Genomic DNA, 26,805 nt, shown 5'->3' with positions numbered 1-26,805 from the left:
CCGCAGCCAGCTGAGTTCGGCCCCACGTGAACGTTGAGATCACCATGAGGTCGGAGACGCCGACCCACAGCCAGTGTGGACGGGGTGCGACCCTTAACCCGATGCGGTCGCCATGGGTTCGTGCTGGTGATTCAGCTCGCGGCCGCGGTGACAGGCTGCGAGGTCAGCAGCCTCCGAGACGTGCCCGGTCGAAGTGGAGAATGACGAGCGAGTGATCAGGCACGGAGCGGGTGTCGACAGCTTCGACGCCCTGCAGCGCGGTGTTGAGGCTTCCTGAAAATGGCTCTGACCGCAAATTCGTGATCAGCGGTGTCGACGGCTGTGTCCGTGGCATCTTGGCCGAGTGATGCACGGAGAAGCCGAGTGATGCATGGAGAAGAAGAGGAGTGGCTGGCGACTCAGCGTCCGTCGCGCGTGCGCGAGGTCCAGACCGGTCGCCTGGCCTGGACCGAGATTGACCTGATCGACATCGAGGGCGGGTTCGCGCATCCGTTGCGTGACGGGCTGGAAGTCTTCGGCGTTCATGTGAACTATCTACGGGTCGGCCAGCCTCGCCACCTGGTGGCGGCGCTGGACGGCGCCAGACCGATCGCCCCCTATGTGATCGTGTCCTGCCACGGCGACGAGGGACGCATCCTGATGGACGATGTCGCCGAGGAACTGAGCAGATTCCAGCCGTTCAACGGTGCCATCGGGCCAGACCGAGTACGCGAACATTTCCGGCTGCCAGGCAGCGTCACTTTCGTCACCGGCTGCGACACGGGGAGCCTGCGCTCGCCGACGCCTTCCTCGACGCCGGCGCCAGCATCTATATCGCCCCTCGGGGCGCCCCGTTCGGCTATGCGAGCGTGTTCGCCCCGTTGTTCTTCTTCTACGAGCTCACCGAACAACGCACCCCCATGGAGGCCGTCGAACGCCTGCGTGCGCACGATGACGAACTTGCCATGTGGCAGCTCTATCGACGCTGACCCGAAAGCCTGCGGCCCATCCGGCCGGACGCTTCGGGAAGCTCACGGTGGCGTCGCCGAAGGCACCGGCCCAGTCAGCGATACCGACGTTGGTCGTCAGGATCGTCGAGGACTTCAGATACCTCTGATTGATCACCTGGAACAGGGCGGGGCGCCGTCTCCAGCTCGTCGATGATCAGAAGGCGGGACCAGCGAACTACCGCATGCAGCTCTTCCACCGGCCTTCAAGAGCAGCTTTGTGGCACTTGGCAGCGAGCTCAGCAGCGTTGGTGAAGTGGACACGGTGCCCGGCGTCGACGGCGGCCCGGCCGAGCGCGACGGCAAGCATGGTCTTGCCGACCCCGGGCGGGCCGACGAACAGCCACTCCGGGCTGCTCCTGGTCCGCGGCACCGTCGAGGCCCGCGGACCACGCCGCACCGTGGTCGGCCAGGCCGTATGGGACCTCGACACCGTCGCCGCCGCCCGCCGCGACCACGGACCGCAGGCCGCCCTCGCCCTCCTCGGCCACACCACCCCCGCACCCACCCCCGCCCAACCCTCCGAGCCGGACAACGCAGACGCCGCGGGCGGACGGGTCCTGAACGACGGAACCGCCGGATCACAGCTCCACGCCTGGGCCGACCGAAGCCGACGGGTTCCCGAATTCCTGGAGGGGATCGAGCGTGAACCCGCCGGTCCTCTAGGGGCGTAGGCCGGGGTGTGCGATGGGTTCCGTAACTTCGCGGGGCATCCTCGAGCATCCGGTCGATCAGCAGCTGTCGCTGTACGCGTGTTGCTGCCCAGCCTGGTCCGCGGCTACGTGCACAGCACGGTGCGCTTTTGCAGGATCGGGAGGTGTGGGCTTCGCTAGATGTGAAGGCTGATGCACGTGAGTGGCCGCCCGGCATGAGACACCAGGACGTGGCCTGTCTGTGGAGAGTGGTGATCACATGCTGGTCGAGACGTTGACGGCCCTGGCACTGGCTGGTGGTACCGCAGTGGTCCAGGCCGCAGGGACCGATGCGTGGAACGGCCTGCGGCGACGGGTTGGGGATCTTTTCGCGCACGGCGGCGCCGCGCGGGCAGATGCTGAGCTTGAGCGCCTGGACCACACTGCCGAAGCCCTGAGCAGCGCCGATGACATCGCCACGGAACGTCTGCGGCAGGAAGGCGTGTGGCAGGGGCGGTTCGAGGCTCTGCTGGAGACCCTCGACGTGCCCGGGCAGGAGCGGGCGGCTGAGCAACTGCGGGAGATGCTGTCGTTCGTCGCCGCTTCGACTGGTGATGTGGCCATCGGAACGGGGAAGGCCGTCGCCCGCGAGGGTGGCAGCGCGGTCACCGGTGTCAAACGCACGGGCGGCAGCCAGACCGGTCCCGCAACGGCGGTAAACACAGGAGACGCGGAGGCCGAGGGGACTGGTTCCGGCGCTGTCAGCGGCATCGTCAACGAATGACTGCCTGGCGCCACCGCAACTGATTGAGGCTAGCCAAGGAGCCGGCATGGTCCGATGGCCGAGGGGCAGGCGAGGCAAAGGCAAGGCTGCCGCCGCGTCTGCGGAGGCGGCGGGAGGCAGCGACCGTTTCGCACGGTGGGCTCCCCGCGACGCCTTGTCGGCTGCGGCGCCCGGAGCCCGGGATACTGGGCAGGTTGTGATCCAAAGCGGGAACGCGACTGCCACCCACGGCGGACTCGCCATCACCGGCATCTTCAGCCCCACCGTGCACCTTCCGCCCGAGGCACTGCGACCTCCCGCCGAGGTGGACGCCCCCGCAGGCCTGGACAACCTGCCACACCGGCCGAAACACTTCGTCGGCCGCTCCCATGACCTCGCCCGCCTCGACGCCGACCTGAACACCCCCGGTACGGCACTGGTGCAAGTGGTGCACGGGCTAGGCGGAGTCGGAAAGAGCACCCTGGCCGCCCACTGGGCCGCCACCCGCCCCCACGGCTGTGCACCGGTGCGCTGGATCACCGCCGACAGCCCCGCCGACGTCCAGCAGGGCCTGGCCAGCCTTGCTACCGCCCTACAGCCCGTCCTGGCCAAGGCCCTGCCAGCCGAGGCACTCGCCGAGTGGGGACTGCAATGGCTGGCCAGCCACACCGGCTGGCTGCTCATCCTCGACAACGTCAACGATCCCGCCGACATCGCCACCCTGATCGCCCGCGCCCCCAGCGGCCGGTTCCTAATCACCAGCCGTCTCGTCACCGCCTGGAGCGACGCCACCACAGTGGTACGCCTCGACATCTTGGACCAGGCCGAGTCCCTCGCCCTGCTCACCCGCATCACCACCGCAGCCGGCCCCCGCGACCTGGACGGGGCCGCCGACCTGTGCGCCGAACTGGGCCACCTGCCCCTAGCAATCGAACAGGCGGCTGCCTACCTCGCCCAGAACCCACTCAACACGCCCAGCGACTACCTGAACCTGCTCGCCCAGCACCCTGCGGACATGTTCGGCCAAGGCGGGGCCACCACCCCGGCAGAGCGCACCATCGCCCGGATCTGGACCATCACCCTGGACCAGATCACCGCTGTCCAGCCAGCAGCCGCTGACCTCCTACGCACACTGGCCTGGTACGCCCCCGAGAACATCCCCACCACCCTGGCGGACGGCTTCACCGACCCACCCGCGCTCAACGCGGCGATCGGTCTGCTGACCGCCTACAACATGATCACCCCCAGCGACACCGGCACCCTTGCCGTCCACAGACTTGTCCAGGCTCTCGCCCGCACCCCCGCCCCCGACGACCCCTACCGCACGCCCCAGCACATCGACCACGCCCGCGAACAGGCCACCACCAACCTGCTCGCCGCCATGCCCACCACATGGAGTGATCCCGCCACCTGGCCCACATGGCGAACTCTGCTCCCCCACATCGACGCCGTCGCCAGCCAAACCGCTGCAGACACAGCCGCCACTGCCGACATGCTCAATAGGGCAGGGCTCTTCCTCGAAACCCAGGGCCTTGTCGCATCCGCGATCAGTTACCTCCAACGCGCCCTCACTGACCGGGTTCGGATGCTGGGCGAAGATCACCCCGACACCCTGACCCTCCGCCACAACCTCGCCTACAGCTACCTCTCAGCAAGGGACCCGGCCCGCGCCATCTCGATGTTGGAGCAGGCCCTCACCGGCCAGGCACGGGTGCTGGGCGAGGACCACCCTGACACCCTCACATCCCGCGGCACCCTCGCCTGCGCCTACCTCAGGGCAGGCGACCTCGCACGCGCCGTCCCGATGTTGGAGCAGACGCTCACAGGCATGGAGCGGGCGTTCGGCGAAGACGACCCCGACACGCTGTCCTTGCGCGCCAACCTCGCCGCCGCGTACTCGGATGAAGGTGAACTGGCCAGCGCCGTTGCCCTGCTGGAGCAGACACTCACCGACCGGAGTCGGGTGCTGGGCGAAGACCACCCCGACACCCTGGACTCCCGCCATGACCTCGCCTACACCTACTACTTGGCGGGCGACCTCGCCCGCGCCATCTCCCTGTACGAGCAGAACCTCACAGACTGCGAGCAGCTGCTGGGCGCTGACCACCCGCTCACCAGGAGCGTCCGAGAGGGACTTGCTGACGCTATGGCCGAACGCGACGGCGGCACCAGGCCGACGTGACCTACCTTCGGGCCGGTCCCTTCGCAAGGTGCACACCCCCAAGGCAGCCGCCATGAGGCATCCCCGAATCCTCATTGGCCTGAGCAGGTAAACCTGTACATTTGGGCGTACGCCGACAGCAGCCAGCCGAGGATCGGTCCATCCGTTTCTCAGGGTTGAATCGGATCGGCCTGCTTGTCGGGGTGCGTCGCCATGATGTATTTCATCGCCGTCGACGTCGCCAGCCCGAACATGCGCATCAGGTGGACGGGGTCGGCGGTGTGTCGGGCCTCGTCGTAAATGCGGTCCTGGCGCAGTTTGCTGGCGCTGATTCCGACACGCTCGAAGACGGTCTTAGTGACCTCGGTACTGATCTTCGGCCCAGCCTCGTCTGCTGCGGAGACCCTGCTGACCAGCAGGTGGGGGTTGGTGGTTCTGGGCCAACGACGATGTCGCTCGCGAAGCCATGCCGTCGCCAACTCGGTGGTGAGTTCGTCGAGATAGACGATGTGATCAAGGCGTCCCCGGCGGCGGACACGCAGGTGCCCGCGGGCTCGGTCGAGGTCGTTGAGCAGCAGCGACGGCAGGTCGTCGTGGGCCAGGGCGTGGACGGCGACGAGCGCGACGATGAAACGGCTCCTGACGTCGTCGACCTTGCCCAAGATCCCCTTGAGCCTGTCCGAGGGGAGAGGAACTGGGAGTCGAACCGCCTGGGGAATCGAGACGCTGCGGGCGGGGTCACGGAAGATCTTTCGTTCGCGTCGCAGAGCCCGGAACAGCGAGCGAAGCGGGGGATGGACGGAGTGCCGGCGGAAGTGGGGCAGATCCAAGATCGCGGTTTCGATGTCCTCTCTGGTGATCTGTCTCAAGTCGGTTGCCCCGGAGGCGGCCCAAGCCCTCAGGATCGGGGCTGCGTTCTGGACGTAGACGTAGATCGTCCCGGAGGCGAGAGCGGGGTTGGATCGACTGCCTTGGCCGAGGAGAACGTCGATCCAGGTGTGAACCGCGTCGGCGAACGGGCCAGGCAGAGAGTCGGCAAGTTTCCGGGCACGGACCAGTTCAGCGTTGGTCACCGGCCGGGGCTTCAAGAGGCCACGTTGTCGCAGGAAGCAGATCACACGCCGTCCGTTGTGGTGGCCGCTGAGGGTGGCGATGACGTTGACGTCCTCTTCGCGGATGGGTGCTTCGACGCCAAGTTGAGCGGTCAGTACGCGCAATGTGCGCAGGCTCCCAGTCCCGGCGAAGCGGGGGTCGACTCCTTGTTCGCGCAGGTAGTCGGAGAAGTCGCTGAGCAGCGCCTTGGCCTCTGGGGTGAGCGCGTATTCGTCTTCGGGGTGCAGTCGGCTCCAGTCCCGGGGAGGTGTGGGGAACAGTTCCAGTTGCGCGGGGTCGACGACGTGGGGCGATGTGGGCCGTCGGGTGAGGGAGGCTGCACGGGATCGCCTGTGCTTGGCCTTGAAGCGGCCCTGGGAGTGCCCGCTCAAGTATCTGTCGCTGTTGCGCAGAGCGAACTCCCGGCCGAACCAGAGTTGGTCTCCGCCGACCAGGGCGATGCCGCTGACGTCGGTCTCGGTTTCCCTCAACAGCAGTGTGCAGAAACGGCACTTGCCGCTCTTCAGCGGGAGGCGACGTTGGCATCGCTCGCACTCGGACACCTCGGGGTGCAGTTGTCGCCAGCCGCGGCATCCGATGCAAAGGGTGAGTCGGTCATTCGCCCATGCCAGGCAGTGAATGCAACTGCCGTCTGCGACCTCGCGGTGACGGGGCATACCTGTGCCCCTCAGTTGGGAGGCAGCGAGCGACGTCGGCCTCCGCTGCCCGGCTTGGGGATCGGACGAACTTGCTCGGTGCTCCCGCTTTCGCCGACCGCGTGGCGACCGGACTCCGATGGCTTCGCCGCGGCGACCGGCTCGGCCTCCAGCAAGTCCGCGACGGTGCAGTCCAAGGCGGTGCAGATCATGTCCAGGTCGTCGAGCCGGACCGTGACTGGCTTGCTCGACCACAGCGCTGCCGTCTTGCTCAGCGACGGGTTGAAGCCGACTTCCTGGAAGGCGGCGAGCAACTGGGTGGGCCGCCAGATGTCACGCCGGGCGGCTGCCCAGCGCAGGTTCCACTTCATCGGTTCACGACTCCCAACTCAGTCGGCGAACTGCTCGCCGGGAAGACTCCAGACTCTGCCGCTCCGGGTCGCCCTTCGCCGAGGCGAGGTAGCCGACCGTCGTGGAGGCCCAGGTATGGCCCAGCAAAATCTGAACATCCCAAAGCGGCATCCCCGACTCGTAGTTGTGGGTGGCGCACGCATGCCGCAGCAGGTGCGGGAACAGTTCTTGGACCGGCCCCTTCAGGTGCTGTTTGGATGCGGCCTTGAGTACCCTTCGGAAGGAATCCGGCAAGATCGGCGGCGACACGGGCAGGTTGAGCGCGGCAACCGCGCTCGGCACTCGCTCGGACGGGAACAGCGGTGCGTGAGGGTCGCTTGGATCGTCGCAGAACTCTCCGCGGACCTCTTCGATGTACCACCACAGCAGGTCGCGTCCCTCTGGGAAGAGGAACGCCTCGCGCTCGCGAGGACCGGAGCCCTTCGAGCCCTTGCCACGGACGAGGAAGCGCCCCCACTGGCCGTTCTCCCAGTGGATGTCGCCGATCCGGACGCCGCACAGTTCCGAGGCCCGCACGCCAGAGATGTAGGTGAGCTTGCTCATCACATAGTTGCGTGGGGCCACCGGGTACTTGCGAGCAGTGCTCAGGGATTCGCGCCAGGAAGCGAAGAACTCCTTGGTGGCGCGGGCCGACGGAGGGATGCGCAGTCCGAAGTCCCCGCGGTGGCGAGGTCGGTTGAATGCGTCGATGGGCGACTCGACCGCGGCTCCGAAGCTCCGCAGGATCTCGCCGGCGTAGCGCTGCTCGAGGAAGGCGAAGAAACCGTCGATCCTGGTGATCTTCGATCTCGTGGTCGAGTGCTTCGGCGCCTTGCCTGGGCCGGCGAAGTACCAGTCGACGTCCCGGGGTGTCAGGCGCCACGGGACGGTGTCGTAGAACGAACAGATCTGCAGGACGGGCTTGACCAGGGACTCCAGCGTCCGCGGCGACAGGCCGGCAACGTCACGGGCCCACAAGTACTCCGCAACGGTGTCTTGAAACAACGCGCGCTCGTCATCTGGGCTCGAGGTGTCCGCAGCCTTGCGCTGCAGCGTCCGCACGTCGGCGAGGCCAGGCTCTGGGTGTGCTCGATCGCCTGGCCGGTCCTGTACGTCATCGCCGTCCCCGCCTGTGATGACGGAGAAGCGGCGAGTCCCGGAATCCGCCACGAGCACGCAAATTACGGGCCGTGCGGCAGGAATCTGTCAGTAATCGTCAGAACCTCACACCATCGAGTGGAGCTTCCATGAGACCCCTTGAACAGGCTGAACGGCGGTCTTGTCCGTGTGAGGGCACCAGGGAACCCGCTGGATCTCCGCTATCCAGCCCGCCGGCAACCGCGCAGCCGACCTGCGCCGCCTGACCCACCGCAGCCCCGGGAGCGCCGGATGACCACCACCGCCCCGGCCCCGGGCGGCGTCTGTCAACGGCGCGAGGTACGCGTGCACTTCCACCTGCACCGCCACACCGATCCCGACGCGACGCACGCCCAACCGCTCGCCTGTGCGCGGACTTCACCCCGCGCTAACAGCCCCGGACCAGGCTCGCAGATGATCCGCCCTTCAGGGAGGGCGCTGTCAGTGGGCGCGTACACGCTGAAGCGGAAGCAGCGAACGGCCCGGCGGAACCTCTCTCACCAGGAGACAGAGATGGAACAGCGGCCCACCGTCGCAGACCTGGCCCACCCGATCGCCGTTGAACTTGGCGGGAACTGGCGACCGCAGCAGGCGTATGCCTCGGCGCCAAGTAGTCGCCCCAGGCCGGGGAGGGGACGCGGACGTCCCGTACACATTTGTTCGATAGACCCCCGGATGGATACTCTTCGGTAACTCAAGGCGTGAGACCGCGCGTTGAGGGCGGCCGCAGCCGGGCCCGACTCGGCTGCCCCGCAAGCACCATCACCACTCAAGGGGGTATGCACCTGATGACGGGTCGGTTCAAGCGTCTCGCAACCGTAGCGGCGACGTCGTCCCTGGCCTTCGGCGGAGTCATGGCGATCGGCTCCCCGGCCCAAGCCGCGGAGAAGTGCAGCAGCCACACGTTCGTCCGGGAGTTCGACACCCCGGGCGAGAACATCGACGTGGAGTACACATTCTGTGTCTCGGAGTCCCACGGCGTGTACAACGGGATGGGATACGGCCGGGTGCTGGACGGCGGCGGCACCCGCAAGGTCGACAAGTTCGTGGTCGAGTCCCGGCTGGAGAAGAACAACCGCCCCGTTCAGACGAGGCGCTGCGACTACACCAACGGCGTCAACAGCCGGGACGTGCTGAACATCGACTGCACCTCGCCGGGGGGGCGTGAACGCCCCCTACACCGGCGACGGCCGCATCTACATCGACATTGAAAGTGATGGCGCCGGCGGCCGCTGGTACGACGTCGCGGGCTCCGCTCCGCTCGACTGACGCCGCCTCAACTCGGCAGCCCTGGGAGGTCAACTGACCCCCAGGGCTGCTGAGTTCGGCCGTTACGGCTCAGGCGGACCGGTCCCGCGCCGGCCCGTGCCGACGCGGCCCGGGGTGAGCCGCGGGTGTCAGTTCCTGCGCGGCGCGATACTGGAGCTGCGCACGACCAACTCGGGCCCGAGCACGATGCGTTGATGCTCGTGCTCGCCGTCACCGGTCTCCTCGATGGGGAGCTCCGCGGCGAGCCGCCCCATCCGCTGGGCGGGCTGGCGCACCGACGTCAGCGGCACCACCGACCGCGGCCGCGAACTCGATGCCGTCGTAGCCGACAAGCGCGATGTCGCCCGGAACCGAGACGCCCGCGGCGTAGAGCGCCTGCAGCATGCCGAGGGCCAGCAGGTCGTTGGCACTGAGCGGCCCATCTGCCGTCCTGTGCCGGCGAGGCACGGTGGCCGTCACCGGATCAGCACGCCACTTGTCACCATCGGCTTGGGAGGACCGGAGTATCACCGGCTGTGGCGCCGTTCCGATCGGCTGAGCTGCGCGGAAAATCCGTGCCACGTTTGCGGTCGGCTGATGGAACGGAAACGGATTCACCTGGTGGCTCGTCTTGGGGGGCGAGGGCAAGTGGATGGGAAGCCAGGTGGAGCCGGTGGGCAGCGGCGCGAGGTCGACGGTGAAGGCAGCAGCGCCCCGGTGGGCGGGGCGGTGGGCGTGGGACGAGGACGCGAAGGGCAGGTCGGCCTGGACGCGGGGGCGGGTGCTCGCCGCGCTGGCGGTGCTGACAGCGGGGCTGTTGGCGTTCCACCGGGCGGTGCCCAACTCCGTGGGCCGCCTGGGCAGTGTGCTGGAAGCGTTCCTGCCGTGGCTCGGCCTGGTGGTCGTGGTGCTGCTTGGCGTGGCCCTGCTGCGCCGTTCGGCCACTGCGCTGGTGGCCCTACTCCTGCCGGTGGCGGCCTGGACGTACGTCTTCGGCGGGCTGCTGCTGCCCGGGGCGAAGGCCGGCGCGCACGACCTGGTCGTGGTGCAGCACAACGTTAGCGACGAGAATGCCGACCCGGCGGGCACGGCCCGTGCCCTGGCTGACGCCGAGCCCGATCTCATTGCACTGGAGGAGCTGGTGCCCGCTGCGCTGCCGGTCTATGAAAAGACGCTCGCCCGGGACTTCCCATACCACACGGTCTGGGGCACCGTCGGTCTCTGGTCGAAGCATCCGCTCAGCGGTGCCCGGCTGTTGGACATCAAACCCCGTGGGATCGCGGAGTCCTGGAACCGCGGGCTGCGGGCCGTGGTCCACACTCCGCACGGCGAGATCGCCGCGTACGTCGCGCACCTGCCCTCGGTCCGCATCCGGGCGAGCGGCCTTGCATCCGCCCGGCGCGACGAGAGCGCCAGCATGCTGGGCAAGGCCCTCGCCTCCGAGAGGCTGAAGACGGTGATCCTGCTGGGCGACCTCAACGGCACGGTCGACGACCGTGGGCTGGCTCCGCTGACCTCACGGATGAACGTGGCGGAGCGGGGCTTCGCCTTCAGCTTCCCCGCTGCCTTCCCGCTGGTCCGGATCGACCAGGTCGTGGCCCGCTCGGCGACCGTCGGCGACATCCGCACCTTGCCCGCCACCGGCAGCGACCATCTGCCGGTCGCCGCCCGGATCGCACTGGGTGAAGGGGGATCTCGGTGACAACAACCTGCGCATGTGACAACCAGCGTGCTTTGGCACACGCGCCCGAACCGGGGTTCACCGACTGCTGGTGTCAGCATCCGCGACCAGATGCCATCTATTGCGACCAGTCACATGCGGGGCCAACTCCGACGCTCAGCGGGCCAAGTCAGGCGCTAAGGGGCCACCTGAAGCGCTCAGTCACAGTGGCCCGATGGTGACTCGCAGACCGGGGCCACACAATTGCTGCACTTCGCCCGCCCGCCGGGTCGTGGTGCAGCAGGCCGAGCAGAGCTTGGCGCAGCTCGACCGGTGGATCGCCGACGAGGAGCGTCGCGAGGCCGAGCGGCTCCGCGGCAAGGAGGCCCGGCCGCCGGTGCCGGACTGGGTTGTCGAGGTCGACATCGACATTGGGGCACAGCGCCATCCGGTCACGGTGCACGTCGGCGGGTGCCCCATGGCGGGCGCCCGGCGCCACGCCGTTGACCGCGACCAAGCGGTGCGCGCCATCGGCGCGGGCGTCGAGGCGTGTTCGCACTGCCGACCGGACACCGAGCTCGGCCTGCTGGAGTGACGGGCGCCGGCCAAGCAGGCGCGGCAGCGCCGGGAGCAGCGGCTGCTGGAAATGGATCCGCTGTTCCACAGGAGGCCGCCGTACGAGGGGTACCGGGAGTGGCTGACCCCGGACCCCCTGACCGGGCGGCTCCCTCTACAGGCGACCGCGCCGGTGGAGAGCCGACTGTACTTCCGGCGGATCGAGGTGCTCCTGCTGCCCATCTACCGGGGTCGCGTGCCGTTGGCCGCCACCTACTTGGACGACCGGATCAAGGAGGGTGTGATCCCCGTCGCCCACGGTGACGGCCCCGACGACCGGGCCGATGTGCTTCTCCTCTCCGAATTCGCGCGGCATCTCGGGCCAGCCGCCGGCCGCGGGCACCAGGAGGCGTGTCCGCAGTTGAACTGCGGCGGCGGGACCCACGTGGAATCCGAGCACCGGCTCTGGGTCCACCTCCACCAGCTCCACGCCGCCGGGTCTCTCCTGGTGAATAACCACGACGCCGTACGCTTCACCACCCCACCTCGCAGAACCGGGGAGTCGTGGCGATTCGTCGACTCCGGCCCGTACGGCTCACAGATCCGACAAGGACCGCGTCGGCTCCCTGAACAGTCAATTCGGCACGCTTCGCTTTGGCGCGGCTCCGCCACGGGCATGATCGGGCCCATGCAGATAGACGGAGGGGTAGCCGCTCTTCTGGCAGATGTGGCGGGGTTCCTCGGCGCAGTCGTGGGAGGCGCCGTGCAGGGCCGGGCCATGTTGGCCGCGGCAAGGCGCCAGGCCGAGGCGGCTGAGCAGCAGGCGCAGACCGCGATGCAGGCAGCGGAGGCTGAGGCCGCGGGCGGGACGAGGCGGTCCGTCAGATCAACCTCCAAGCGCAGTCGCTGCGTTCGGACTGGCTCAAGCGATCCGGGAGGCGATCCGAGCGATTCGTCTGGCACACCACTCGGGGGATGCAGTTGGTTGGACGATGTGGCTGACCGTGAGCCGGACCATCGTCTCCACAGCGAGGCTGCCCGACTCGGGGTCGACATCGGGCCTGTTCGCGCAGTTCGCCGACCAGCTGGGGGTTGGTCTTCGCGGCCGCCTCGTGCAAGGCGTCGGGGACCAGGGCCGCGCCGGTGGGGAAGCAGCCGTAACTGAGCGCCTTGGAGAGGCTCATCAGGTCGATCTCGGGCAGCCGGCCTTGGTGGGCGAAGCGCCGTCCGCACCGGTAGAAGGTAGAAGGAGGTCAGCACCTCGTCGACGCCGACCAGGTAGCCCTGGTCCGTCCGGCCGCGGGCCACCACGTCGAGCAGCGCATCGGGGATCGGCCCATAGGAATCGGAGCTGCCGTGGACCAGTTCGATCCAGACCAGGCCGACCTGGCCCGAGGCGATTTCCGTACGGAATTCGTCGGCGGCGCGCGCCGAGTACGGGTCGATGTAGACGATGTCTTCGTAGAGTGGCGCGAAGGGAGCGCGGGTCTTGGTCGCGGCGGTCGCCAGCAGCGAGACCAGGGTCTTTCCGCCGTAGTTGTGTTTGAAGACGACGATCCGCCGTCGTTCGGGGCGGTCCAGCCGGACGAGGATCAGCGCGTTCTCCACCGCCGAGGCGCCGCTCACCGCGGGAAAGGCGTGCGGCAGCCCGGTCTCCTCGGCCAGGACCCGCTGCAACTCGGCCACGTAGTCGCGGTCCGGGTCGTGCTGGCGTACGACATCGGTCAGGGCGAGGGCGATGCGGGCGCCGTGGGCGCGGGCGAAGCCGACTTGGCCGATTCTTCGGTGATGAACCAGGACGGCATCGCGAAGACCGGATGCTCCTGTTCGATCAGGTCGGCCAGGATGCCGAGGGTCTCTTGGCCCGCTGCCCGGAAGTACCGCGCGGCGCCGAGACCGGAATTCGTGGACAAGAGAGCACCAATCCCCGTTATGGCTATGGCTATGGCTATGGCTGTAGCTGGGTGGATGTACGCGTACGGCGGCGGGCCTCGCTAACGAACCGCCCAGCCTCGCTCACGCAAAGCGTCGGTGAGCGGACGTGCTGCGTCCGGGGCGACCAGGAGCTCGACCGATCCGAGCGGCGACGCCGCCGCATCCGGGAGCAGCATGTCCTCCAGGTCCACCCGTGCCTCGCTCACATCGTCGAGCAGCCGCTCCAGCCGTCGGTGCTGGTCGCCGAGGGAGACCGAGAGCAAGGTGGGGCAGCCCGTCCCTCCGCCGCCGTGTGTGGTCGCGATGCGGGCCCGGCCCTCGCTGCCGCGCCGCAGCATGTCGGTCAGGTCCGCGAGGGCACCCTCCTGCTGTTCCGGTCCCCCGTCGGTCAGCCGGCTCAGCGCGTCGGCCGTTCTCCGCAGGTCCGCGGTGAGCTCCGCGAGCAGCACACTGACGGCGGCGGCGTTGGCGGCGAGGATGTCGGTCCACAGTCCGGCGTCGCCGGCGGCGATCCGGGTGACGTCCCGCATGCCGCGACCGGCCAGCCGTACCGCGTAGTCCTCCCCTTCCAGCAGCCGGGCCGCGGTGAGGCTCGCCATCAGGTGGGGCAGATGGGAGACCAGCGCCACCGCCCGGTCGTGGTCCGGTGGGTCGAGCAGGACCGGAACGGCGCCGCACAGCGCGACCAGCTCCAGGGCGCGGTTGAGGGCGGCCTCGCTGGTTTCCGGGGTCGGGGTGAGTACCCAGTGGCGGTCGTGGAAGAGATCGGCGCGGGCCGACAGCGGGCCGGAGCGTTCCCGTCCGGCCAGCGGATGCCCGCCCACCAGGGCGGTGGTGTCGCATCCGAGGGCCAGGCATTCGGCGTGCGGCAGCGTTTTGACGCTCGCCACGTCCGTGTAGACCTTGGCCAATCCGGACTTCTGGTGGTCCGCGATGGTCCTGGCGGTGTCCGACGGCGGGACGCTGATGACCGCGATGTCCACGGGTGCCGACGGTGGTTCCGGCGTCCCCGCGCCGCGCGCGGCGGCGAGCCGTACGCTGCGGGGGTCACGGTCGATCAGGTGGGTGGTCACTCCCCGGCCGGTCAGGGCCAGGGCGATCGATGTGCCGATGAGTCCGGTGCCGACGACTGCTGCGGTATGCAAGGGGTCGCTCCTCGACCGTGGTGAGTTGGGCGGCCGGTCCGTCCCGGCCCATCCGGGAGGTGGACGGGCCCGGACGGGCCTGGGAAGGGCTACCGGTCGGCTGCGCTCTGTGCCGCCGGTTCCGCTGGTGCCGCCGGCTCCGCGGGGAACCGGTTGCCGGTCAGGCGCCGTAGCAGCGCGGGGTTGGTCAACATCACGGCGTTGCCGACCAGGATCAGGAAGACACCTGCCAGGTCCCGCGCCGTCCAGTGGAATTCTTCGAACACCGTGGACAGCAGCAGCGCGACGATCGGGAAGAGCACCATCGCGTAGGCGGCACGCTCGCCGCCGATCCGGCCGAGCAGCGTGAGATAGGCGCCGAATCCGATCACCGAGCCGAAAACAGCCAGGTAGACGAGCGAGCCGGTGTACTGGAGCGTGGGGGCGAACATGGCGCCGTCTCCGAGGAAGGCGGCGAACGGGGCCATCAGCAACGCCCCGTACCCCATGGCGTACCCGGTGCCCTGGATCACCGGGATGCCCGCGGCCTGGGTCTTGCCGGAGACGACGTTGCCCAGGCAGAACACCAGGGTGCCGAGGGCCGAGAGGACGATGCCCTGCCCCGATCCGGAGGAGAGGCCGAAGTCCTGGAACTCCGGCCAGAACACCGTGGCGATCCCCAGCAGCCCGATCCCGCCGCCGATCAGCATCTTCGCGGTGATCGCGCGCCGGAAGAAGATGCGGGCGAAGGCCATGTTCACCACCAGCGACATCGCGAAGATGATCGAGACGAGGCCGGTGGTCAGATGTTGTTCGGCGAAGTAGAAGCAGACGAAGTTGGTGGAGAACATCAGCCCGCCCATGAGGGCGAACTGTCCGTGCACCCGCAGCGGATAGCGCAGGGGCAGTCCCCGCAGTCGTGCCCACACCAGCAGGATCACGGCTGCCAGGGCGAACCGGTACGCGATCGATGCCGTGGGGTGCACATCTCCGAGCTGGCCCTTGATGGCCAGCCAGGTGGAGCCCCAGATCAGCACCGTCACCACATAGAGAACGGCGTTCACAGGCAGCTCCGTTCCAGCAGAGCCACCAACCGGCGGGCACCCTCGGCGACCTGATCCCGAGTCACATAACTCAGTGAAAGCCGCATCTGATATCGGCCGCCGCTGTACGGGTCCGGATCCGAGTCCGGATCCGAGTCCGAGTCCGCCTCCGGATAGAAGTAGCTCATGGGCGTCCAGATCACCCCGTGCTCGCGGGCGGACTCTTCGAGCAGCGCGTTGTCCGCCGGGACGGGGAGGGTCAGAGTGAGGAAGAAACCGCCCTCGGGCGAGTTCCATTGGATTCCGGCCGCCTCGCGCCGTTCCGGAGGCAGCAGCCGGTCGAGGCAGTCGAGCAGGACCGTCAGGTTCTCCTGGTAGAAGTCGGCGGCCGGCTTGTTGGCCTCCCGCAGGCGGAAGTCGTGGGTGAGGAGCATGCCCCCGATGACCGCCTGGCTGAGCGCCGGCGTATTCACCGTCACCATGCCCTTGATCTTGGACAGTTCGTCCGCCAGGAGCGCGCGGCTGCCGTCCGGCGCCTGGACGTACTGGTCGGCGACGACATAGCCGACCCGGGCGCCGGGGAAGCAGGTCTTGGCGAAGGAACCGAGGTAGATCACTCGCCGCCGGGTGTCCAGCGCCTTGAGGGTGGGCAGGCCGGTGCCGGTGCGCGTGAAGAAGCCGTACGGGTTGTCCTCCAGGAGGAGCAGGTCCTCCTCCTCGGCCAGTTCGAGCAGACGGTGGCGTGTGGGGAGGGGCAGACAGGTGCCGGTGGGGTTGGAGAAGTCCGGCACCAGGTAGAGCGCGCGCGGCCGCTTGCCCGCCGTGCGCAGGCCGGCGACCGTCCGCCGCAGCACCTCCGGGTCGATCCCGTTCTCGCCTTCCGGCACATGCACGGTCTCGATGTCCAGCAGCCGGGCCGCTCCGGTGATCCCGACATAGCAGGGAGAGGAGACCAGCAGGACGTCCGAGGGGTTGCGGAACAGCGCGCGGAGGGCGATGAACATGCCCTCCTGGCAGCCCACCGTGACCACGAGGGACTCGGGGTCCGCCTCGATGCCCTCGTCGTTGCGGAGGGCGCGGGCCACCAGCTCATGGATCTGGCCGTTGGTCCGCCCGTACTGGAAGAGCAGTGTGCGGACCTCGTCGGGGGGCCGGCCCAGTTCCTCGGAGACGTGCTGTTTGTAGGCGTCGAGGTAGTAGCCGATCCGCTCGACCTCGAACAGCCCCTCATACGGGCGGCCCGGACCGAACGAGATCGCGTCGGGGTAGCGGGAGGTGACCTCGTTGAGGAAGTTCATCACCTCCATGAGCGGGTCGCCGAGCGAGCCGTGCAGCTCGTCCGCCGCCAGCACAGTGGTGGGGGAACCGTGGCTCACCGGCGGTCCTCCCACAGGACGGGGCAGAAGTCCGCGTCGGTGTAGTCGGGGTTGCCGTGCTCGTCCGCGCGGACGAGGACGTCGTTGTTGTAGACGACGCGGTCGCCGGAGGACAGCTCGAAGGGCCGCCACTGGTTGGTCCGGTCCTGAAGGTGCAGGGAAATGGCCCGACGGGGACGGTCACTGACGTTGTATCCGCTGCCGTGGTAGGTGCGGCAGTGGTGGAAGCTGATGTGCCCCTTGGGGATGTTCACCGGGACCTTGCGGACCTCCGCGTTGTTGAAGGCGGCGTTCTCGGCGAGCATCTCCTCAAGCTCCGAGCGGTCGCGCTCGGCGAAGTGGCGGCTGGTGGAGTCGTCGCCGCCGATCTCCTTCCAGCGGTGGCTGCCGTCGACCATTGTGATCGTCCCCATCTCCTCGTCGCAGTCGTGGAAGGGGATGAACGCGGTGAGCATCTCGTCGGAGGAGCAGGTCTGCCAGTAGTGGCGGTCGAAGTGCCAGGGCACGATGTTGCGGGCGTCGTCGGCGCGCGGCGGCTTGTGGATGAGGGTGCTGTTCCACAGCCGTATCCGGCTGGTCTCCGCGATACGGGCCGCGACCGCCGCGATGAGCGGCTTGGCCAGGATGCCACGGATGGTGTCGTCCTCGTAGAAGATGTAGTCGTTGTGCCGGTGCACATCGCCCTGCGACGGCTCCCAGTACGCCAGCCGCGGCGGCCGTGTCGGCAGGGTGCGGTCCCGGTGGCCGGCGTAGAAGCGGTCGGCCGCGGAGTCCAGCAGGTCGACTTCCTCGTCGGTCAGCAGCTTCTTCGACAGATACCAGCCGTGCTCCTGGTAGAACCGCACCTCTTCGTCGGACGGCAGGAGCTCTTGCTCGGCGGCGGTCAGCGCGAAGCGGGCGTCGTTCGTCGTCATGCCAGATCCCTGTCTTTGGTGGTCGGGTGGTACGGGAAGTCCGCGGAGCGGTGGAGGAGTTCCCGGGTGATCGTGTCGAGGCGGGGCCGGCCGGTCAGCGCCATCGCCTCTTCCAGCTCCGCCCGGAGCGTGGCAAGGACCCGTTCGACGCCGTCGGCGCCGTCGACGGCGAGACCCCAGAGGACGGGGCGGCCGACGAGCACCGCGCGGGCCCCGAGCGCCAGTGCCTTCAGGACGTCCGTACCGCGGCGGATGCCGCCGTCAACGAGGACCTCGCACCGGTCCGGCACGGCCTCGACGACTTCGGGCAGGGCGTCCAATGCCGGTACGGCGCCGTCGAGTTGGCGGCCGCCGTGGGTGGACACGATCAGTCCCTCCACCCCGAGCTCGGCCGCCCGCCGGGCGTCCTCCGCGGTGAGTACACCCTTCAGCACCAGCGGCAGGCTGGTCAGCGAGCGCAGCCAGGCCAGATCGTCCCAGGTGAACGCGGCGTCATGGTGTCGCTCGGCATGTTCGGCCAGGGTCGAGATGCCGGAGCGGCCGCGGTGCAGTCCGGCCCGCTCCTCGTCGAGATTGGCCGGCCGGACGTACGGCGGCAGGCTGAAGCCATTGCGCAGATCGCGCTCCCGGCGCGCCATCCGCGGGGTGTCGACGGTGATCACCAGGGCCCGGTAGCCGGCGGCCTCGGCCCGGCGTACGAGGTCCTCGGTGACCTTCCGCTCGCGGAACACATAGAGCTGGAGCCACAGCGGACCGGTCGCGGTGCGGGCGGTCTCCTCCAGCGTCTTGCTGGCGAAGGTGCTGGTGATGGTGAGCGCGCCCACCTCGCCGGCCGCGCGGACGGTGGCGGCCTCGCCGTCGGCGTGGACCAGCCGGTGGAAGGCCATGGGCGCGATGCCGACGGGGAACGACACGGGCCTGCCGAGCAGTGTGGTGCCCAACTCGCAGTGCGACACGTCGACGAGGGCCCGGGGACGCAGTCGGTAGCGGTCGTATGCCGCGCGGTCCTCGCGCAGGGTCACCTCGTCACCGCTGCCGCCGGCGATGTAGTCCCATACGGGCCGGTCCAACGTGGCCCGGGCTGCCGCCGCGTACTCCCGCGGGCACAGCGGTACGTCCGGCCCCGCGCTGTCGGCCAGGTCGGGCCACGCGGTCATGCGCCGGCCCTCGCCGCAACACCGGCCGGTACGGCGGCATTCGGGTCGTCGGCGCGCTCGCGCTCCACGGCCTCGTAAAGGGCCTTGATGTTGCCGCTCCCGAAGGTACGTGCCTCAATCCGCTGGATCAGCTCGAAGAACACCGTCCGGCGGGCGTAGGGAGAGCGGGTGAACACCTGCACCAGCTGGCCCCATTCGTCCCGGTCGGCGAGCAGGCCCAGGTCCTGCAGGACCGCCGTGTCGATGTCGACCTCGATGCCCCGCTCGGCCAGCGCGGAGTAGTAGCCGGCCGGGGTCGACAGCAACTCCACTCCGGAGGCGCGCAGTTCGCGGGCGGCCCGGACGATGTCGTCCGTGCCGTACGCCACATGCTGGACGCCGGGGCCGTCGAAGCCGTCGAGGAAGTCGTTGAGCTGCCCGCGGTCGCCGATGGGGTCCGGTTCCACCATGGTGAAGGTGACGCCCCTGGTCTCGTCCTGGACGACCTTCGAGGCCATCGCCTGGCCGCCGACGACTATGTACTCGTCGTAGGTGTGCCGCAGGCCCAGCGCCCGCTGGTAGAAGTCGACCATGGTCTCCAGCGATCCGGCGCGCAGGCACAGGGCCAGGTGGTCGACGGAGCGCAGCAGGTCGGGCCCGGGCTCGACATCCTCGGGAAGGGGCCGGTATCTGTGGGGCAGGAAGGCGCCTGACGGCTCGTCACGCTGCACGAGCGTGTGGACCAGGTCGTTGGTCGCGGCGATGGTGGCCCGCGTGACCCGGCCGGTGGCGTCCTCGAAGGTTTCCGGTTCCGCGACGGCCTCGGCCCCGGCGGCCAGCGCGCGTTCGAAGTCGCCGACCGCGTTGTCCGTCCGCAGGGCCACATCGCGTACCCCGTCGCCGTGCCTGCGTACGAACCGCGAGGCCGCGTGGTCGGCGTGCAGGGCGGAGGTCAGCACCAGGCGGACGCCGCCGTGCGCCAGCACCAGCGAGCGGGCGCCGGCCAGTCCGGTGAGCGGCCCCGCCTCGGCCACCACCCGGAACCCGTAGGTGCCGCAGTAGTAATGGGATGCCTGGTTGACATCGCCCACGAAGAACTCGACATGGTCGACGGAATGGACAGCCACAGTGATCCAATCACTCGTTCAGGAATATGGATAAGTTTGCGGAAATTTCAGGAAGTTAAAGGCATGTGTCGTCGCTGAGGGGACGTCGCTGAGGGGATGTGACGTCTTACGGATTACGCAGCGGCCCGGCATCCGGCGCCGCCGCGGCCGTTACGTCGCTTCCGTCGCTTCCGTCGCTTCGGCGAGAGCCCGGAAGACATAGGCGGTCGAGGTGGCACCCGGGTCCTGGTGGCCGATGCTGCGCAGTCCCAGATACGACGCCCGGCCCCTTCCGGCCTGCATCGGGACAGTGGCCCGCATACCGGCTTCGGCCGCGTCGGCCGCGGCGTGGGCGGCCGTGCGGAAGTCGGCGCCGGAATGCGCCGCGTCATGGAAGGCGCGGCAGGCGGGGGCGTATGCGTCGATCATGGTCTTGTCGCCGGGCACCGCCGCGCCCAGCTGCTGAAGCTTTTCGAGCCCCGCGGCGAGCGCCACCGCGAACCGCACGGTGTCGGCCTCCGAGTCGGAGTCGGTGTCGGTGTCGGTGTCGGCGTCGAGCGCCTCGCCGAGGGCCCGGAACGCGCTGCCGAACAGCGGACCAGAGGCGCCCCCGACCACGGATACCAGAGTTCTTCCCGTCGTCACGAGGATCTCGCCGACCGAGGCGGCGGTCCGTGTCCCGTCGTCGAGAACGGCGCGCACCGCGCCGAAGCCACGGGCCATATTGGCCCCGTGATCGCCGTCCCCGATGGCCGAATCCAGTCTGGTGAGGTGCTCCTGGTTCCGGCTCATGGCCGAGGCGATGTTCTGCACCCAGTCAAGGGCGAGCGAAACATCCACCGGTTACTCCTTCGGCTTCGCGGTTCGTCGTGCGCTGCGCAGGGGCGAGTCGGTCCCGGAGGTGCGGGAATCTTCACGCCGTGTTCCGCGAGGACTGCGTTGGCCTCGGCGAGGACAGAGAACCCCAACAGGGATGTGTGACCAGGAAGGTTGACGGAGGTGAGGCACGCCCGCCGCCCGACGGCGGGGCGGACTCGGCTAGTTGACGGGCTTCTTCGCGGTCTTCCGCATGGCAGGCGCTCCTTCGCTCCCCCCGTTGATCGCAGCCTTGCGCGGTGAGTCGGACCATTGTGTATCCGAAAGCCGTTCGGCATTACCGAATGGCCACGGGAAGCAAAACCCACCGACCCCGGCCCCGTCAAGGGCTTGTTAGAGAGTGGTTCCGCGGGCTGCCGATCGTGGCGGAACGGCCGTCGTTACATGGCAAGTTGATGAACCCTCAATGACGTTGAGAGGTCGCCGAAGAAGGAGCCCCGAGGGGGCTCAGTCACTGGCGTGCAGACCCGCGTTACGCGGTGCACCGAGATCCCGTGACAGGCTGCGGGCAACTTCGCGGACTGCGATGGCGCACTCCTGACGTGCACTGTCGACGAGCAGCCGCTCGACGGGGCCCACCAGGCCGAGGCCGCCCACGACCTCGCCGGTACGGTCGAACACGGGGGCCGCAATACCGCCGTCGCCCAGAGTCAACTCCTGGTCGTCCAGCGCGTATCCGGTCCCCCGCACAGTCTCCAGCTGCGCCTCAAGCCGTGCCGGGTCGTCGATACTGGCGCCGGTGACCCGGAGCAACTCGCCGGCCAGCAGTTCCTTACGGCGTTCGGCGGGCAGAAAGGCCGCGATGGCCTTGCCCAGGGCGCAGGCGTTCCAGGGCAGACTGGCGCCGGTCTCCAGAACCTGCACCGATCCCCCAGGGCGGAAGGCATGGTGGACGACGAGGATGCGGCGGTCGGTGAAGACCCCCACCCACACGGCGGCGCCGGTCTGGGTGGCGAGCAGATCGGCCCAGGTCACCGCGCGGGTGCGCAGCTCGTGCGAGTCCAGGTAGGCATTGCCCAGGACCACCAGACCCGGACCCAGCTGATACTTGCCCGTCTCCCGGTCCTGGACGACCATGCCCTCCGCCTCCAGGGTGCGCAGCAGGGCGTGCACGGTCGGCTTGGCGACCCCGATGCGGTCGGCGAGTTCGGTCACGCCCAGGCGCGGTGTCGCCGTGGCGAGCTCCCGGAGAACGTGGATCGCCCTGTGCACCGCCTGGACCATGAAACAACTCCTTGTTCGGTATTGATGAACGGCGTTCCGACTCGTAGAGTCCTCGTTCATGACACCGTTAGTTGGCATCGTACTTGTGTCGCACAGTGCGGAAATCGCCCTCGGCGTGCAGTCCCTGGTCGAGCAGCTGAGTTCAGGACGCGTCGTCATCGCCACGGCCGGCGGCACCGACGACGGTGGAATGGGGACGAGTTACTCCCGCATCCGCAGCGCTCTGCGCACCGCCGATGCCGGCGCCGGTGTGCTGGTCCTGCCGGACCTGGGCAGCTCGGTCCTCACCGCACGCCTCGTCCTGGAGGACCACCCGGACACCCATGCCGTCCTGGTCGATGCACCGTTCCTCGAAGGAGCCGTCGCGGCCACCCTGGCGGCCGCGAACGGCGCCGGTCTGTCCGCCGTCGTCAAGGATGCCGAGGAGGCCCGCCACATCAAGAAGTTCTGAGGATGCGGGAGGGGGCAGCCCGCGCCCGCCACTCCTCATCAGTTCCTCTGAATTCCTCTCAGTTCCTCTCAGTTCCTCTCAGCCGGGGTGATCAAGGCGATGGTGACCGGCGGAGGGTTGACCAACCAACGAACGGCGCCGGGAGCGGGTGCGTTCACGCTGGTGGCGGGGCGGTCGGCCGCTGCTGGCCGATCAGTCGGACTCCGCGGAATCGTCCTCAACGGGCGGGGCGTACCCGCGACAGCTGCGCGGCCCGCAGTGCGCAGTCTCTGATGTGCTCGGGCAGGGAGTCGAATGCCTGCTCGTCGTAGGGGTAGTTGCTGTAGAGCGCGAAGAGGAATGCCTCCAGGGTGTCCTCATGGTCGGGATCCACCCACCCGTTGCGCTGGGCGATGCAGCGGCCGATGTGGTGGTTGATATCCGCGCCGCCGGAGCGCCTGCTCAACCCGGTCACGGTGCTGGAGCCGCTCGTTCCGCAGCTCGGCGAGATTGGCAGCGTAGGTGCGGCCGTTGGCCGCGGACCGGGCCTTGGCTTCCTGCTTATCACGGTGATGGGGATTCATGGCTCGCATCCCTTCGACAGCACACACGGCCCGTGATCTGGCGCGCTTCGAAGTACGAGCGGACACCGGTGAACTGCGCTGCTGCCCTGCCACTCTCAGCTCATCAGTGCGTGTTTCAGGTCACGGGCCAGAACACGCTCAAGCCGGGGCCGACGCAGATACGGCCCGTAGGAGGCAGCGACGATAGTGGCCAGACCGTCACGCACGGCGCAACACGCCGTCGCCCACCGGCCCCGCTCCGCTCACGGCCTCACCGGGGCACGAGTGCCGGTGACCTCACGCATGACTTACCGGACGTCGTGGTCCGCTCAGTTAGCCGCATCACTCGACGGGCGGCCACGGGCCGGCGGTTTGCTGCGTCTCGCGCTGCTGCCACGAAGGGTGCGTGAGGTAGGCGGCGAGGGACCGCTCCAGGTCGAGGATCACGTCGGTGGGATCACCGGTGATCTCCGGGGCATCGACGTAGTCCTCGGGGGGTGTCCACCCACAGCCCAGCTGCTCCATGCTGGGAAGGGGGTATTGCCGACCTACGACGGGGCCTGACTAGTGCCGCATCAGGCAACGTTCGCCCTGGGCGGTCTGCGACGATGGCTCCATGGACGAGGAAGTCATTCCCATTCTTCGCGTCGAGGACGCTGCGGCGGCGGTCGCGTGGTACGAGCGACTGGGCTTCGCCAAGCAGTGGGAACATCGCTTCGAGCCAGGACTTCCGGCGTTCGTCGAGGTCGCTCGAGGTGGGGTGCGGTTGTTCTTGTCGGAGCACAAGGGCGACGCCCGCCCCGACACGTTGGTCTACCTCCGCATTCGTGATGTCGAAGCCATCGCCTCCGAGTTCGGTGTGCAGGCGAAAGACGCTCCGTGGGCGCGTGAGATTGAGCTGCGCGACCCTGACGACAACCGGCTCCGGATCGGCACGCCGACGGAATGACACTTGCCGCCAGCGCGCGGCAGGGAAGCTGTGCTGGTGGCGGAGCGAATACGCGTCCGCGAGATCGATGACGACGAGGGGAAGCGCCTGCCGCGGATCATCCGTAGAGGCAGCGAGTCGATGGTGACCTGGCGGCGCTCCCAGATGGTGCTGCTGTCCGCGCAGGGCATGCGCCCAAAGTACAAAGGCGGACGGCCGAGAACCTTCACGCTGCCCGAGCGGCGCGAGATCAAGAAGATCGCCGACGGGAGCAGCCTGGCCTCCGCCAGCAGCGACAGCATCGAGGGCAGCAGTGGTACACGGGTGCAGTCACGGGACACCAAGACCGGCCGCCCCCGCACCACCTCCTCCGAGCCAGCGGACCACTGGACCCCCTCCACTGTTGTTCGCCCCGGACGGACATACTCTCGCCTACCGCAGCGGGGGCTACGGCTCGGTAGGGCTGTGGGACACCAAGACCGGCGGTACCCGCGCTGCTTTGATCGGCCATGGGGTTTCCTCGGCGGTGTTCAGCCCGGACGGGCGCACCCTGGCCAGCAGCTCCGCCAAAACAGTGCACCTATGGGACGTGGACCTGCCCGATCAGGCCGCAGCGCTCCGTGAGGTTTGTCGAGCCGTCGGCCGCGACCTCACGGTCGAGGAACGGTCGACCTAGCTCCCGGACTCATCGTCCGGCCTGGTGTGCCCGTCTTGATGCGGCCTCATTGGCGAGAGGGCCGACGGCGGGCGGGGAACGGAACGACAGCTCGCCCCGCACCAGGGCCTGTGTGGGGCGGGTCAGCTTTCCTGGTCCGGCTCGTGGCCACTGGTCCGGGGGTTGAGGGATGGTGCGGCGTGTCGGATACGCAGGGTGGCTGCTCCCCACAGCCACAGCATGGCGAAGGGCAGCATGCCCACGGTGACTCCGACCGCGCTGCGGATGCGTGCATCAGCCTTTTCGGCGCAGTCGGCGGCGGTGGCAGGCAAAGGCCGCCATCCGTCTTGGGGGGTCTCGACGAAGGACGATTCCCGGAACAGCGCAGGCGCCCCGCATGACAGGCCATCAATGGTGCGCCGGCCCTCCAGTCCCTCGTGCGGGGCCGGGACAAAGGCCAGTCCCAGGGCCCACAGCAGACCGATCACCGTGAGAAAGCCGGTCAAGCCCGTGGTCCGCTCGGCGAGCGTGCGTTGCTGCGGCATCTCCTCCATCGGCATCGCCGATCCCCCCAGGTTCTGCAGTACGGTCGGTGCCCGGCACAAGTATCACACCGGACGGCCAGCCCTGACGCCCGGACCCCGGGTGCCGTTCCAAACCCGTCCATGGCCGTCCCTCGCGGGAGAACACGCTCGGCGAGAAGGCGCGATAGATTCCTCTGCCATGCGATCACGCGAGTACGACTTCAACTTCCGCGACCGCGCAAGTCGGATACGCGCCTGGGGCATTGCTCTGCTGGCCTTGGCCGGGCTGCTGTGGACATGGTGTGCCCTGCTGCTCCTCACCCCGTACGAGGCCGACAAGGAAGAGTCCGTACCCCGCTCCCCCGATCAATGCGAGCCACGGCTGCTGACCGACCAAGGTACCGCCAACAACGGCCAGTACGAGGGTGATTGGTGCGAGGACGAACGCGACTGGCCTGAGGCCCTGGCTGTGCTCGGACTGTCCCTCCCGTTCTCGGTCACCGGCGTGGCACTCTTCACGAACGGCAGTGTGAGCCTGCGCATCAGCTCCCACGCATGGGCGATGCGCGAACTGGACAACGACGACGCCCGCAAGGCGTAGCCAGATGCGGTTGCCTCGGCCCGGGAGCAGCCTTGGTTTTCGTGGCACGTGGAGATCTGACGGACGACCAGTGGGCGGTCCTGGAGCCGCTGTTGCCGACGGGCAAGAAGCCCGCACGGCCGCCGACGTGGGCCAGACGGCAGCTGATCAACGGCATACGGTTCCGGGTCCGTACCGGCATTCCGTGGCGGGATGCGCCCGCCGGGTACGGGCCGTGGGCTCGGGTGTACGACCTGTTCCGCGGCTGGTAGCGGGGAGGAGGTACTGCGCTATACCGAGCCCGACCTCGCGAACCGCTGGGCGGGGATGACGCTGTACCGAGCCACAGACGCCGCGGACACCATGGACATGGCCGCCCTGCTCATCGCCACGTATTGCGAGCGCGAGGGGATGTCCAAGGAGACGCTGGACTCGTACCTGCAAGTCGACCAGCAGCACAACCGGGCTGACGGGCCGCGGAAGTCCGATCGGCAGGAACTTGCCCGATGCTCGGTGGGCCCGCCCCCGACCCCAACGATCCCGAGGCGCAGCGGGACTTCTCGTGGGGGCAAAGGCACGCCCGAGAAGACCTGAAGACGCCCGATGGCGATCCGCGGAAGCTGTTCATCAAGGCGTGCCTGCACGGGCTGCGGGCGCGGCTGTGCGACGACATGGACGGAATCGACAGGTACCTGCCGGCCCACGTCGCGAGTCTGGCCCGGAAGGTTGTCGAGGTGCTGATGATGCCGCAGCCAGCAACCCCGTGACGTTGTCCTGGTCGTACCGAGCTCGTCCTCTGGACGTGACCGCGTAGGCCTGCCTCGGTGTCCTTCGCAGCAGGCCGAAGCGAAGGTCTTGGAGTCTCAGGGACATGCGGTGAAGGCAGCGGGCATCATTCCCAACGACAACAACAGCCGCGGCATTCTTGGTCGTTGAGGCTCACGGAGTCGAGGGGGAACGGGCTTGTCCAAGTGTTCGTCTCAGCAGTGGTTCGTCCTGGCAGACCGACTTCCGGCGTCGCACGACCGGGCGTCGGGAGCGCACCGCGATGGAGATCGCGACGGTACGCAGGGACTTGAACGCCACGCTGACGGAACTGCAGCGAGCCGTC

The 26,805-nt window shown here is 68.5% G+C and carries 28 protein-coding genes and 6 pseudogenes; 14 read left to right on the top strand and 20 right to left on the bottom strand.

Features of this window, described 5'->3' with window-relative positions; translation table 11 throughout:
• The first annotated feature begins 366 nt into the window (after positions 1-366).
• Positions 367-1,143 carry a hypothetical protein gene (locus ACWD10_RS08495; RefSeq protein ID WP_451088321.1) on the top strand — a complete coding sequence of 259 codons (777 nt, stop codon included), beginning with the start codon at positions 367-369 and terminating at the stop codon, positions 1,141-1,143.
• Positions 1,144-1,164: 21 nt separating this feature from the next.
• Here ACWD10_RS08495 and ACWD10_RS08490 read toward each other — a convergent pair whose 3' ends face one another.
• The gene (locus ACWD10_RS08490) at positions 1,165-1,296 is read right to left on the bottom strand and encodes a hypothetical protein (protein WP_451088319.1); all 132 of its coding nucleotides are present in this window, start codon (positions 1,294-1,296) and stop codon (positions 1,165-1,167) included.
• Positions 1,297-1,330: 34 nt separating this feature from the next.
• On the opposite strand from ACWD10_RS08490, the pseudogene ACWD10_RS08485 reads away from it, so the two are divergent.
• The 3 genes and pseudogenes from ACWD10_RS08485 to fxsT all read left to right on the top strand — a co-directional run.
• Positions 1,331-1,591 (top strand): annotated as a pseudogene (locus ACWD10_RS08485) (hypothetical protein); the annotation flags it as partial.
• A gap of 307 nt (positions 1,592-1,898) precedes the next feature.
• On the top strand, positions 1,899-2,402 hold the full coding sequence (locus ACWD10_RS08480; RefSeq protein ID WP_451088317.1) for a hypothetical protein: 504 nt from the start codon (positions 1,899-1,901) through the stop codon (positions 2,400-2,402).
• Positions 2,403-2,598: 196 nt separating this feature from the next.
• Positions 2,599-4,563 carry an FxSxx-COOH system tetratricopeptide repeat protein gene (gene fxsT / locus ACWD10_RS08475; protein ID WP_451088315.1) on the top strand — a complete coding sequence of 655 codons (1,965 nt, stop codon included), beginning with the start codon at positions 2,599-2,601 and terminating at the stop codon, positions 4,561-4,563.
• Between the two features lie 149 nt (positions 4,564-4,712).
• Here the strand turns inward: fxsT and ACWD10_RS08470 are convergent, their stop codons facing one another.
• From ACWD10_RS08470 to ACWD10_RS08460, 3 genes are all read right to left on the bottom strand, one after another.
• A complete protein-coding gene (locus ACWD10_RS08470; protein WP_451088313.1) occupies positions 4,713-6,125 on the bottom strand; it encodes a hypothetical protein in 1,413 nt (470 codons plus the stop codon).
• Positions 6,126-6,322: 197 nt separating this feature from the next.
• On the bottom strand, positions 6,323-6,661 hold the full coding sequence (locus ACWD10_RS08465) for a helix-turn-helix domain-containing protein (protein ID WP_451088311.1): 339 nt from the start codon (positions 6,659-6,661) through the stop codon (positions 6,323-6,325).
• A 4-nt stretch (positions 6,662-6,665) separates the two neighbouring features.
• Positions 6,666-7,742: a tyrosine-type recombinase/integrase gene (locus ACWD10_RS08460; protein ID WP_451088309.1), complete on the bottom strand. Its 1,077-nt coding sequence runs from the start codon at positions 7,740-7,742 to the stop codon at positions 6,666-6,668.
• Positions 7,743-8,605: 863 nt separating this feature from the next.
• Here ACWD10_RS08460 and ACWD10_RS08455 point away from each other — a divergent pair.
• Positions 8,606-9,028 (top strand): hypothetical protein, encoded by a 423-nt coding sequence (locus tag ACWD10_RS08455; RefSeq protein ID WP_451088307.1) that lies wholly within the window; start codon positions 8,606-8,608, stop codon positions 9,026-9,028.
• A gap of 186 nt (positions 9,029-9,214) precedes the next feature.
• On the opposite strand, the pseudogene ACWD10_RS08450 reads toward ACWD10_RS08455, so the two are convergent.
• Positions 9,215-9,596, bottom strand: a pseudogene (locus ACWD10_RS08450) (substrate-binding domain-containing protein).
• Between the two features lie 121 nt (positions 9,597-9,717).
• On the opposite strand from ACWD10_RS08450, the gene ACWD10_RS08445 reads away from it, so the two are divergent.
• On the top strand, positions 9,718-10,767 hold the full coding sequence (locus ACWD10_RS08445) for an endonuclease/exonuclease/phosphatase family protein (RefSeq protein ID WP_451088305.1): 1,050 nt from the start codon (positions 9,718-9,720) through the stop codon (positions 10,765-10,767).
• Positions 10,768-10,960: 193 nt separating this feature from the next.
• Positions 10,961-11,320, top strand: coding sequence for a DUF6233 domain-containing protein (locus tag ACWD10_RS08440; RefSeq protein ID WP_451088303.1), 360 nt, complete (start codon positions 10,961-10,963; stop codon positions 11,318-11,320).
• Positions 11,321-11,455: 135 nt separating this feature from the next.
• On the opposite strand, the gene ACWD10_RS08435 is transcribed toward ACWD10_RS08440, so the two are convergent.
• The 12 genes and pseudogenes from ACWD10_RS08435 to ACWD10_RS08380 all read right to left on the bottom strand — a co-directional run bounded on the left by ACWD10_RS08435 (position 11,456) and on the right by ACWD10_RS08380 (position 22,014).
• Entirely contained in the window at positions 11,456-11,800 is a 345-nt protein-coding gene (locus ACWD10_RS08435) for a hypothetical protein (RefSeq protein ID WP_451088301.1), read from the bottom strand.
• Between the two features lie 402 nt (positions 11,801-12,202).
• Positions 12,203-12,334: pseudogene (locus ACWD10_RS08430) on the bottom strand (TetR/AcrR family transcriptional regulator); the annotation flags it as partial.
• A 389-nt stretch (positions 12,335-12,723) separates the two neighbouring features.
• Positions 12,724-13,008: pseudogene (locus ACWD10_RS08425) on the bottom strand (aminotransferase class III-fold pyridoxal phosphate-dependent enzyme); the annotation flags it as partial.
• On the bottom strand, positions 13,005-13,193 hold the full coding sequence (locus ACWD10_RS08420) for a hypothetical protein (RefSeq protein WP_451088299.1): 189 nt from the start codon (positions 13,191-13,193) through the stop codon (positions 13,005-13,007). The pseudogene ACWD10_RS08425 and the gene ACWD10_RS08420, both read right to left, overlap by 4 nt.
• 81 nt (positions 13,194-13,274) lie before the next feature.
• Complete coding sequence (locus ACWD10_RS08415; RefSeq protein ID WP_451088297.1) at positions 13,275-14,360, bottom strand: prephenate dehydrogenase; 1,086 nt, start codon at positions 14,358-14,360, stop codon at positions 13,275-13,277.
• Positions 14,361-14,449: 89 nt separating this feature from the next.
• Positions 14,450-15,403 (bottom strand): DMT family transporter, encoded by a 954-nt coding sequence (locus ACWD10_RS08410; protein WP_451088295.1) that lies wholly within the window; start codon positions 15,401-15,403, stop codon positions 14,450-14,452.
• The gene (locus ACWD10_RS08405) at positions 15,400-16,758 is read right to left on the bottom strand and encodes an aminotransferase-like domain-containing protein (protein ID WP_451088293.1); all 1,359 of its coding nucleotides are present in this window, start codon (positions 16,756-16,758) and stop codon (positions 15,400-15,402) included. Before ACWD10_RS08405 ends, ACWD10_RS08410 begins: the two co-directional genes overlap by 4 nt.
• Positions 16,755-17,672: a phytanoyl-CoA dioxygenase family protein gene (locus ACWD10_RS08400; RefSeq protein WP_451088291.1), complete on the bottom strand. Its 918-nt coding sequence runs from the start codon at positions 17,670-17,672 to the stop codon at positions 16,755-16,757. Before ACWD10_RS08400 ends, ACWD10_RS08405 begins: the two co-directional genes overlap by 4 nt.
• Positions 17,669-18,829 (bottom strand): alpha-hydroxy acid oxidase, encoded by a 1,161-nt coding sequence (locus ACWD10_RS08395; RefSeq protein ID WP_451088289.1) that lies wholly within the window; start codon positions 18,827-18,829, stop codon positions 17,669-17,671. Before ACWD10_RS08395 ends, ACWD10_RS08400 begins: the two co-directional genes overlap by 4 nt.
• Positions 18,826-19,935 (bottom strand): 4-hydroxyphenylpyruvate dioxygenase, encoded by a 1,110-nt coding sequence (gene hppD / locus ACWD10_RS08390; RefSeq protein WP_451088287.1) that lies wholly within the window; start codon positions 19,933-19,935, stop codon positions 18,826-18,828. Before hppD ends, ACWD10_RS08395 begins: the two co-directional genes overlap by 4 nt.
• Positions 19,936-20,085: 150 nt before the next feature.
• Positions 20,086-20,754 (bottom strand): dihydroxyacetone kinase subunit DhaL, encoded by a 669-nt coding sequence (gene dhaL / locus ACWD10_RS08385; protein WP_451088285.1) that lies wholly within the window; start codon positions 20,752-20,754, stop codon positions 20,086-20,088.
• A 483-nt stretch (positions 20,755-21,237) separates the two neighbouring features.
• On the bottom strand, positions 21,238-22,014 hold the full coding sequence (locus ACWD10_RS08380; RefSeq protein ID WP_451088283.1) for an IclR family transcriptional regulator: 777 nt from the start codon (positions 22,012-22,014) through the stop codon (positions 21,238-21,240).
• Between the two features lie 58 nt (positions 22,015-22,072).
• On the opposite strand from ACWD10_RS08380, the gene dhaM reads away from it, so the two are divergent.
• Positions 22,073-22,465 carry a dihydroxyacetone kinase phosphoryl donor subunit DhaM gene (gene dhaM, locus ACWD10_RS08375; protein WP_451088281.1) on the top strand — a complete coding sequence of 131 codons (393 nt, stop codon included), beginning with the start codon at positions 22,073-22,075 and terminating at the stop codon, positions 22,463-22,465.
• Positions 22,466-22,682: 217 nt separating this feature from the next.
• Here the strand turns inward: dhaM and ACWD10_RS08370 are convergent, their stop codons facing one another.
• Together ACWD10_RS08370 and ACWD10_RS08365 are read right to left on the bottom strand one after the other, a co-directional pair.
• Positions 22,683-22,910: a hypothetical protein gene (locus tag ACWD10_RS08370; protein ID WP_451088279.1), complete on the bottom strand. Its 228-nt coding sequence runs from the start codon at positions 22,908-22,910 to the stop codon at positions 22,683-22,685.
• A 439-nt stretch (positions 22,911-23,349) separates the two neighbouring features.
• Positions 23,350-23,532 (bottom strand): hypothetical protein, encoded by a 183-nt coding sequence (locus ACWD10_RS08365; RefSeq protein WP_451088277.1) that lies wholly within the window; start codon positions 23,530-23,532, stop codon positions 23,350-23,352.
• Positions 23,533-23,623: 91 nt separating this feature from the next.
• Here ACWD10_RS08365 and ACWD10_RS08360 point away from each other — a divergent pair, with 91 nt between their 5' ends.
• The 3 genes and pseudogenes from ACWD10_RS08360 (at position 23,624) to ACWD10_RS08350 (ending at position 24,611) form a co-directional block, all read left to right on the top strand.
• Positions 23,624-23,956: a glyoxalase superfamily protein gene (locus ACWD10_RS08360; RefSeq protein ID WP_451088275.1), complete on the top strand. Its 333-nt coding sequence runs from the start codon at positions 23,624-23,626 to the stop codon at positions 23,954-23,956.
• A gap of 36 nt (positions 23,957-23,992) precedes the next feature.
• Positions 23,993-24,199, top strand: a pseudogene (locus ACWD10_RS08355) (IS630 family transposase); the annotation flags it as partial.
• A gap of 49 nt (positions 24,200-24,248) precedes the next feature.
• Complete coding sequence (locus ACWD10_RS08350) at positions 24,249-24,611, top strand: WD40 repeat domain-containing protein (RefSeq protein WP_451088361.1); 363 nt, start codon at positions 24,249-24,251, stop codon at positions 24,609-24,611.
• Positions 24,612-24,733: 122 nt separating this feature from the next.
• On the opposite strand, the gene ACWD10_RS08345 is transcribed toward ACWD10_RS08350, so the two are convergent.
• The gene (locus ACWD10_RS08345; protein WP_451088273.1) at positions 24,734-25,150 is read right to left on the bottom strand and encodes a hypothetical protein; all 417 of its coding nucleotides are present in this window, start codon (positions 25,148-25,150) and stop codon (positions 24,734-24,736) included.
• 163 nt (positions 25,151-25,313) lie between these two features.
• Between ACWD10_RS08345 and ACWD10_RS08340 the strand changes: the two genes are divergently transcribed.
• The 3 genes and pseudogenes from ACWD10_RS08340 (at position 25,314) to ACWD10_RS08330 (ending at position 26,461) form a co-directional block, all read left to right on the top strand.
• Positions 25,314-25,715, top strand: coding sequence for a hypothetical protein (locus tag ACWD10_RS08340; RefSeq protein WP_451088271.1), 402 nt, complete (start codon positions 25,314-25,316; stop codon positions 25,713-25,715).
• 41 nt (positions 25,716-25,756) lie between these two features.
• Positions 25,757-25,963: pseudogene (locus tag ACWD10_RS08335) on the top strand (transposase); the annotation flags it as partial.
• A 237-nt stretch (positions 25,964-26,200) separates the two neighbouring features.
• Positions 26,201-26,461 carry a hypothetical protein gene (locus ACWD10_RS08330; RefSeq protein WP_451088269.1) on the top strand — a complete coding sequence of 87 codons (261 nt, stop codon included), beginning with the start codon at positions 26,201-26,203 and terminating at the stop codon, positions 26,459-26,461.
• The last annotated feature ends 344 nt before the right edge of the window (positions 26,462-26,805 follow it).

This window comes from Streptomyces sp. NPDC002851 (genome assembly GCF_053591935.1).
The sequence above is the reverse complement of the archived record's forward strand: the minus strand, read 5'-3'. Positions and strand labels throughout refer to the sequence as shown.

What these genes read in the sequence shown, in the direction of transcription:
- ACWD10_RS08495 (WP_451088321.1), top strand. Translation starts at nt 367, where the DNA reads ATGCATGGAGAAGAAGAGGAGTGGCTGGCGACTCAGCGTCCGTCGCGC.
- ACWD10_RS08360 (WP_451088275.1), top strand. Translation starts at nt 23,624, where the DNA reads ATGGACGAGGAAGTCATTCCCATTCTTCGCGTCGAGGACGCTGCGGCG.
- ACWD10_RS08400 (WP_451088291.1), bottom strand. Translation starts at nt 17,672, where the DNA reads ATGACGACGAACGACGCCCGCTTCGCGCTGACCGCCGCCGAGCAAGAG.
- ACWD10_RS08365 (WP_451088277.1), bottom strand. Translation starts at nt 23,532, where the DNA reads ATGGAGCAGCTGGGCTGTGGGTGGACACCCCCCGAGGACTACGTCGAT.
- ACWD10_RS08340 (WP_451088271.1), top strand. Translation starts at nt 25,314, where the DNA reads ATGCGATCACGCGAGTACGACTTCAACTTCCGCGACCGCGCAAGTCGG.
- ACWD10_RS08445 (WP_451088305.1), top strand. Translation starts at nt 9,718, where the DNA reads ATGGGAAGCCAGGTGGAGCCGGTGGGCAGCGGCGCGAGGTCGACGGTG.
- ACWD10_RS08455 (WP_451088307.1), top strand. Translation starts at nt 8,606, where the DNA reads ATGACGGGTCGGTTCAAGCGTCTCGCAACCGTAGCGGCGACGTCGTCC.
- ACWD10_RS08380 (WP_451088283.1), bottom strand. Translation starts at nt 22,014, where the DNA reads ATGGTCCAGGCGGTGCACAGGGCGATCCACGTTCTCCGGGAGCTCGCC.
- ACWD10_RS08330 (WP_451088269.1), top strand. Translation starts at nt 26,201, where the DNA reads ATGCTCGGTGGGCCCGCCCCCGACCCCAACGATCCCGAGGCGCAGCGG.
- ACWD10_RS08480 (WP_451088317.1), top strand. Translation starts at nt 1,899, where the DNA reads ATGCTGGTCGAGACGTTGACGGCCCTGGCACTGGCTGGTGGTACCGCA.
- ACWD10_RS08395 (WP_451088289.1), bottom strand. Translation starts at nt 18,829, where the DNA reads ATGACCGCGTGGCCCGACCTGGCCGACAGCGCGGGGCCGGACGTACCG.
- dhaM (WP_451088281.1), top strand. Translation starts at nt 22,073, where the DNA reads ATGACACCGTTAGTTGGCATCGTACTTGTGTCGCACAGTGCGGAAATC.
- ACWD10_RS08465 (WP_451088311.1), bottom strand. Translation starts at nt 6,661, where the DNA reads ATGAAGTGGAACCTGCGCTGGGCAGCCGCCCGGCGTGACATCTGGCGG.
- ACWD10_RS08440 (WP_451088303.1), top strand. Translation starts at nt 10,961, where the DNA reads ATGGTGACTCGCAGACCGGGGCCACACAATTGCTGCACTTCGCCCGCC.
- ACWD10_RS08490 (WP_451088319.1), bottom strand. Translation starts at nt 1,296, where the DNA reads ATGCTTGCCGTCGCGCTCGGCCGGGCCGCCGTCGACGCCGGGCACCGT.
- ACWD10_RS08345 (WP_451088273.1), bottom strand. Translation starts at nt 25,150, where the DNA reads ATGCCGATGGAGGAGATGCCGCAGCAACGCACGCTCGCCGAGCGGACC.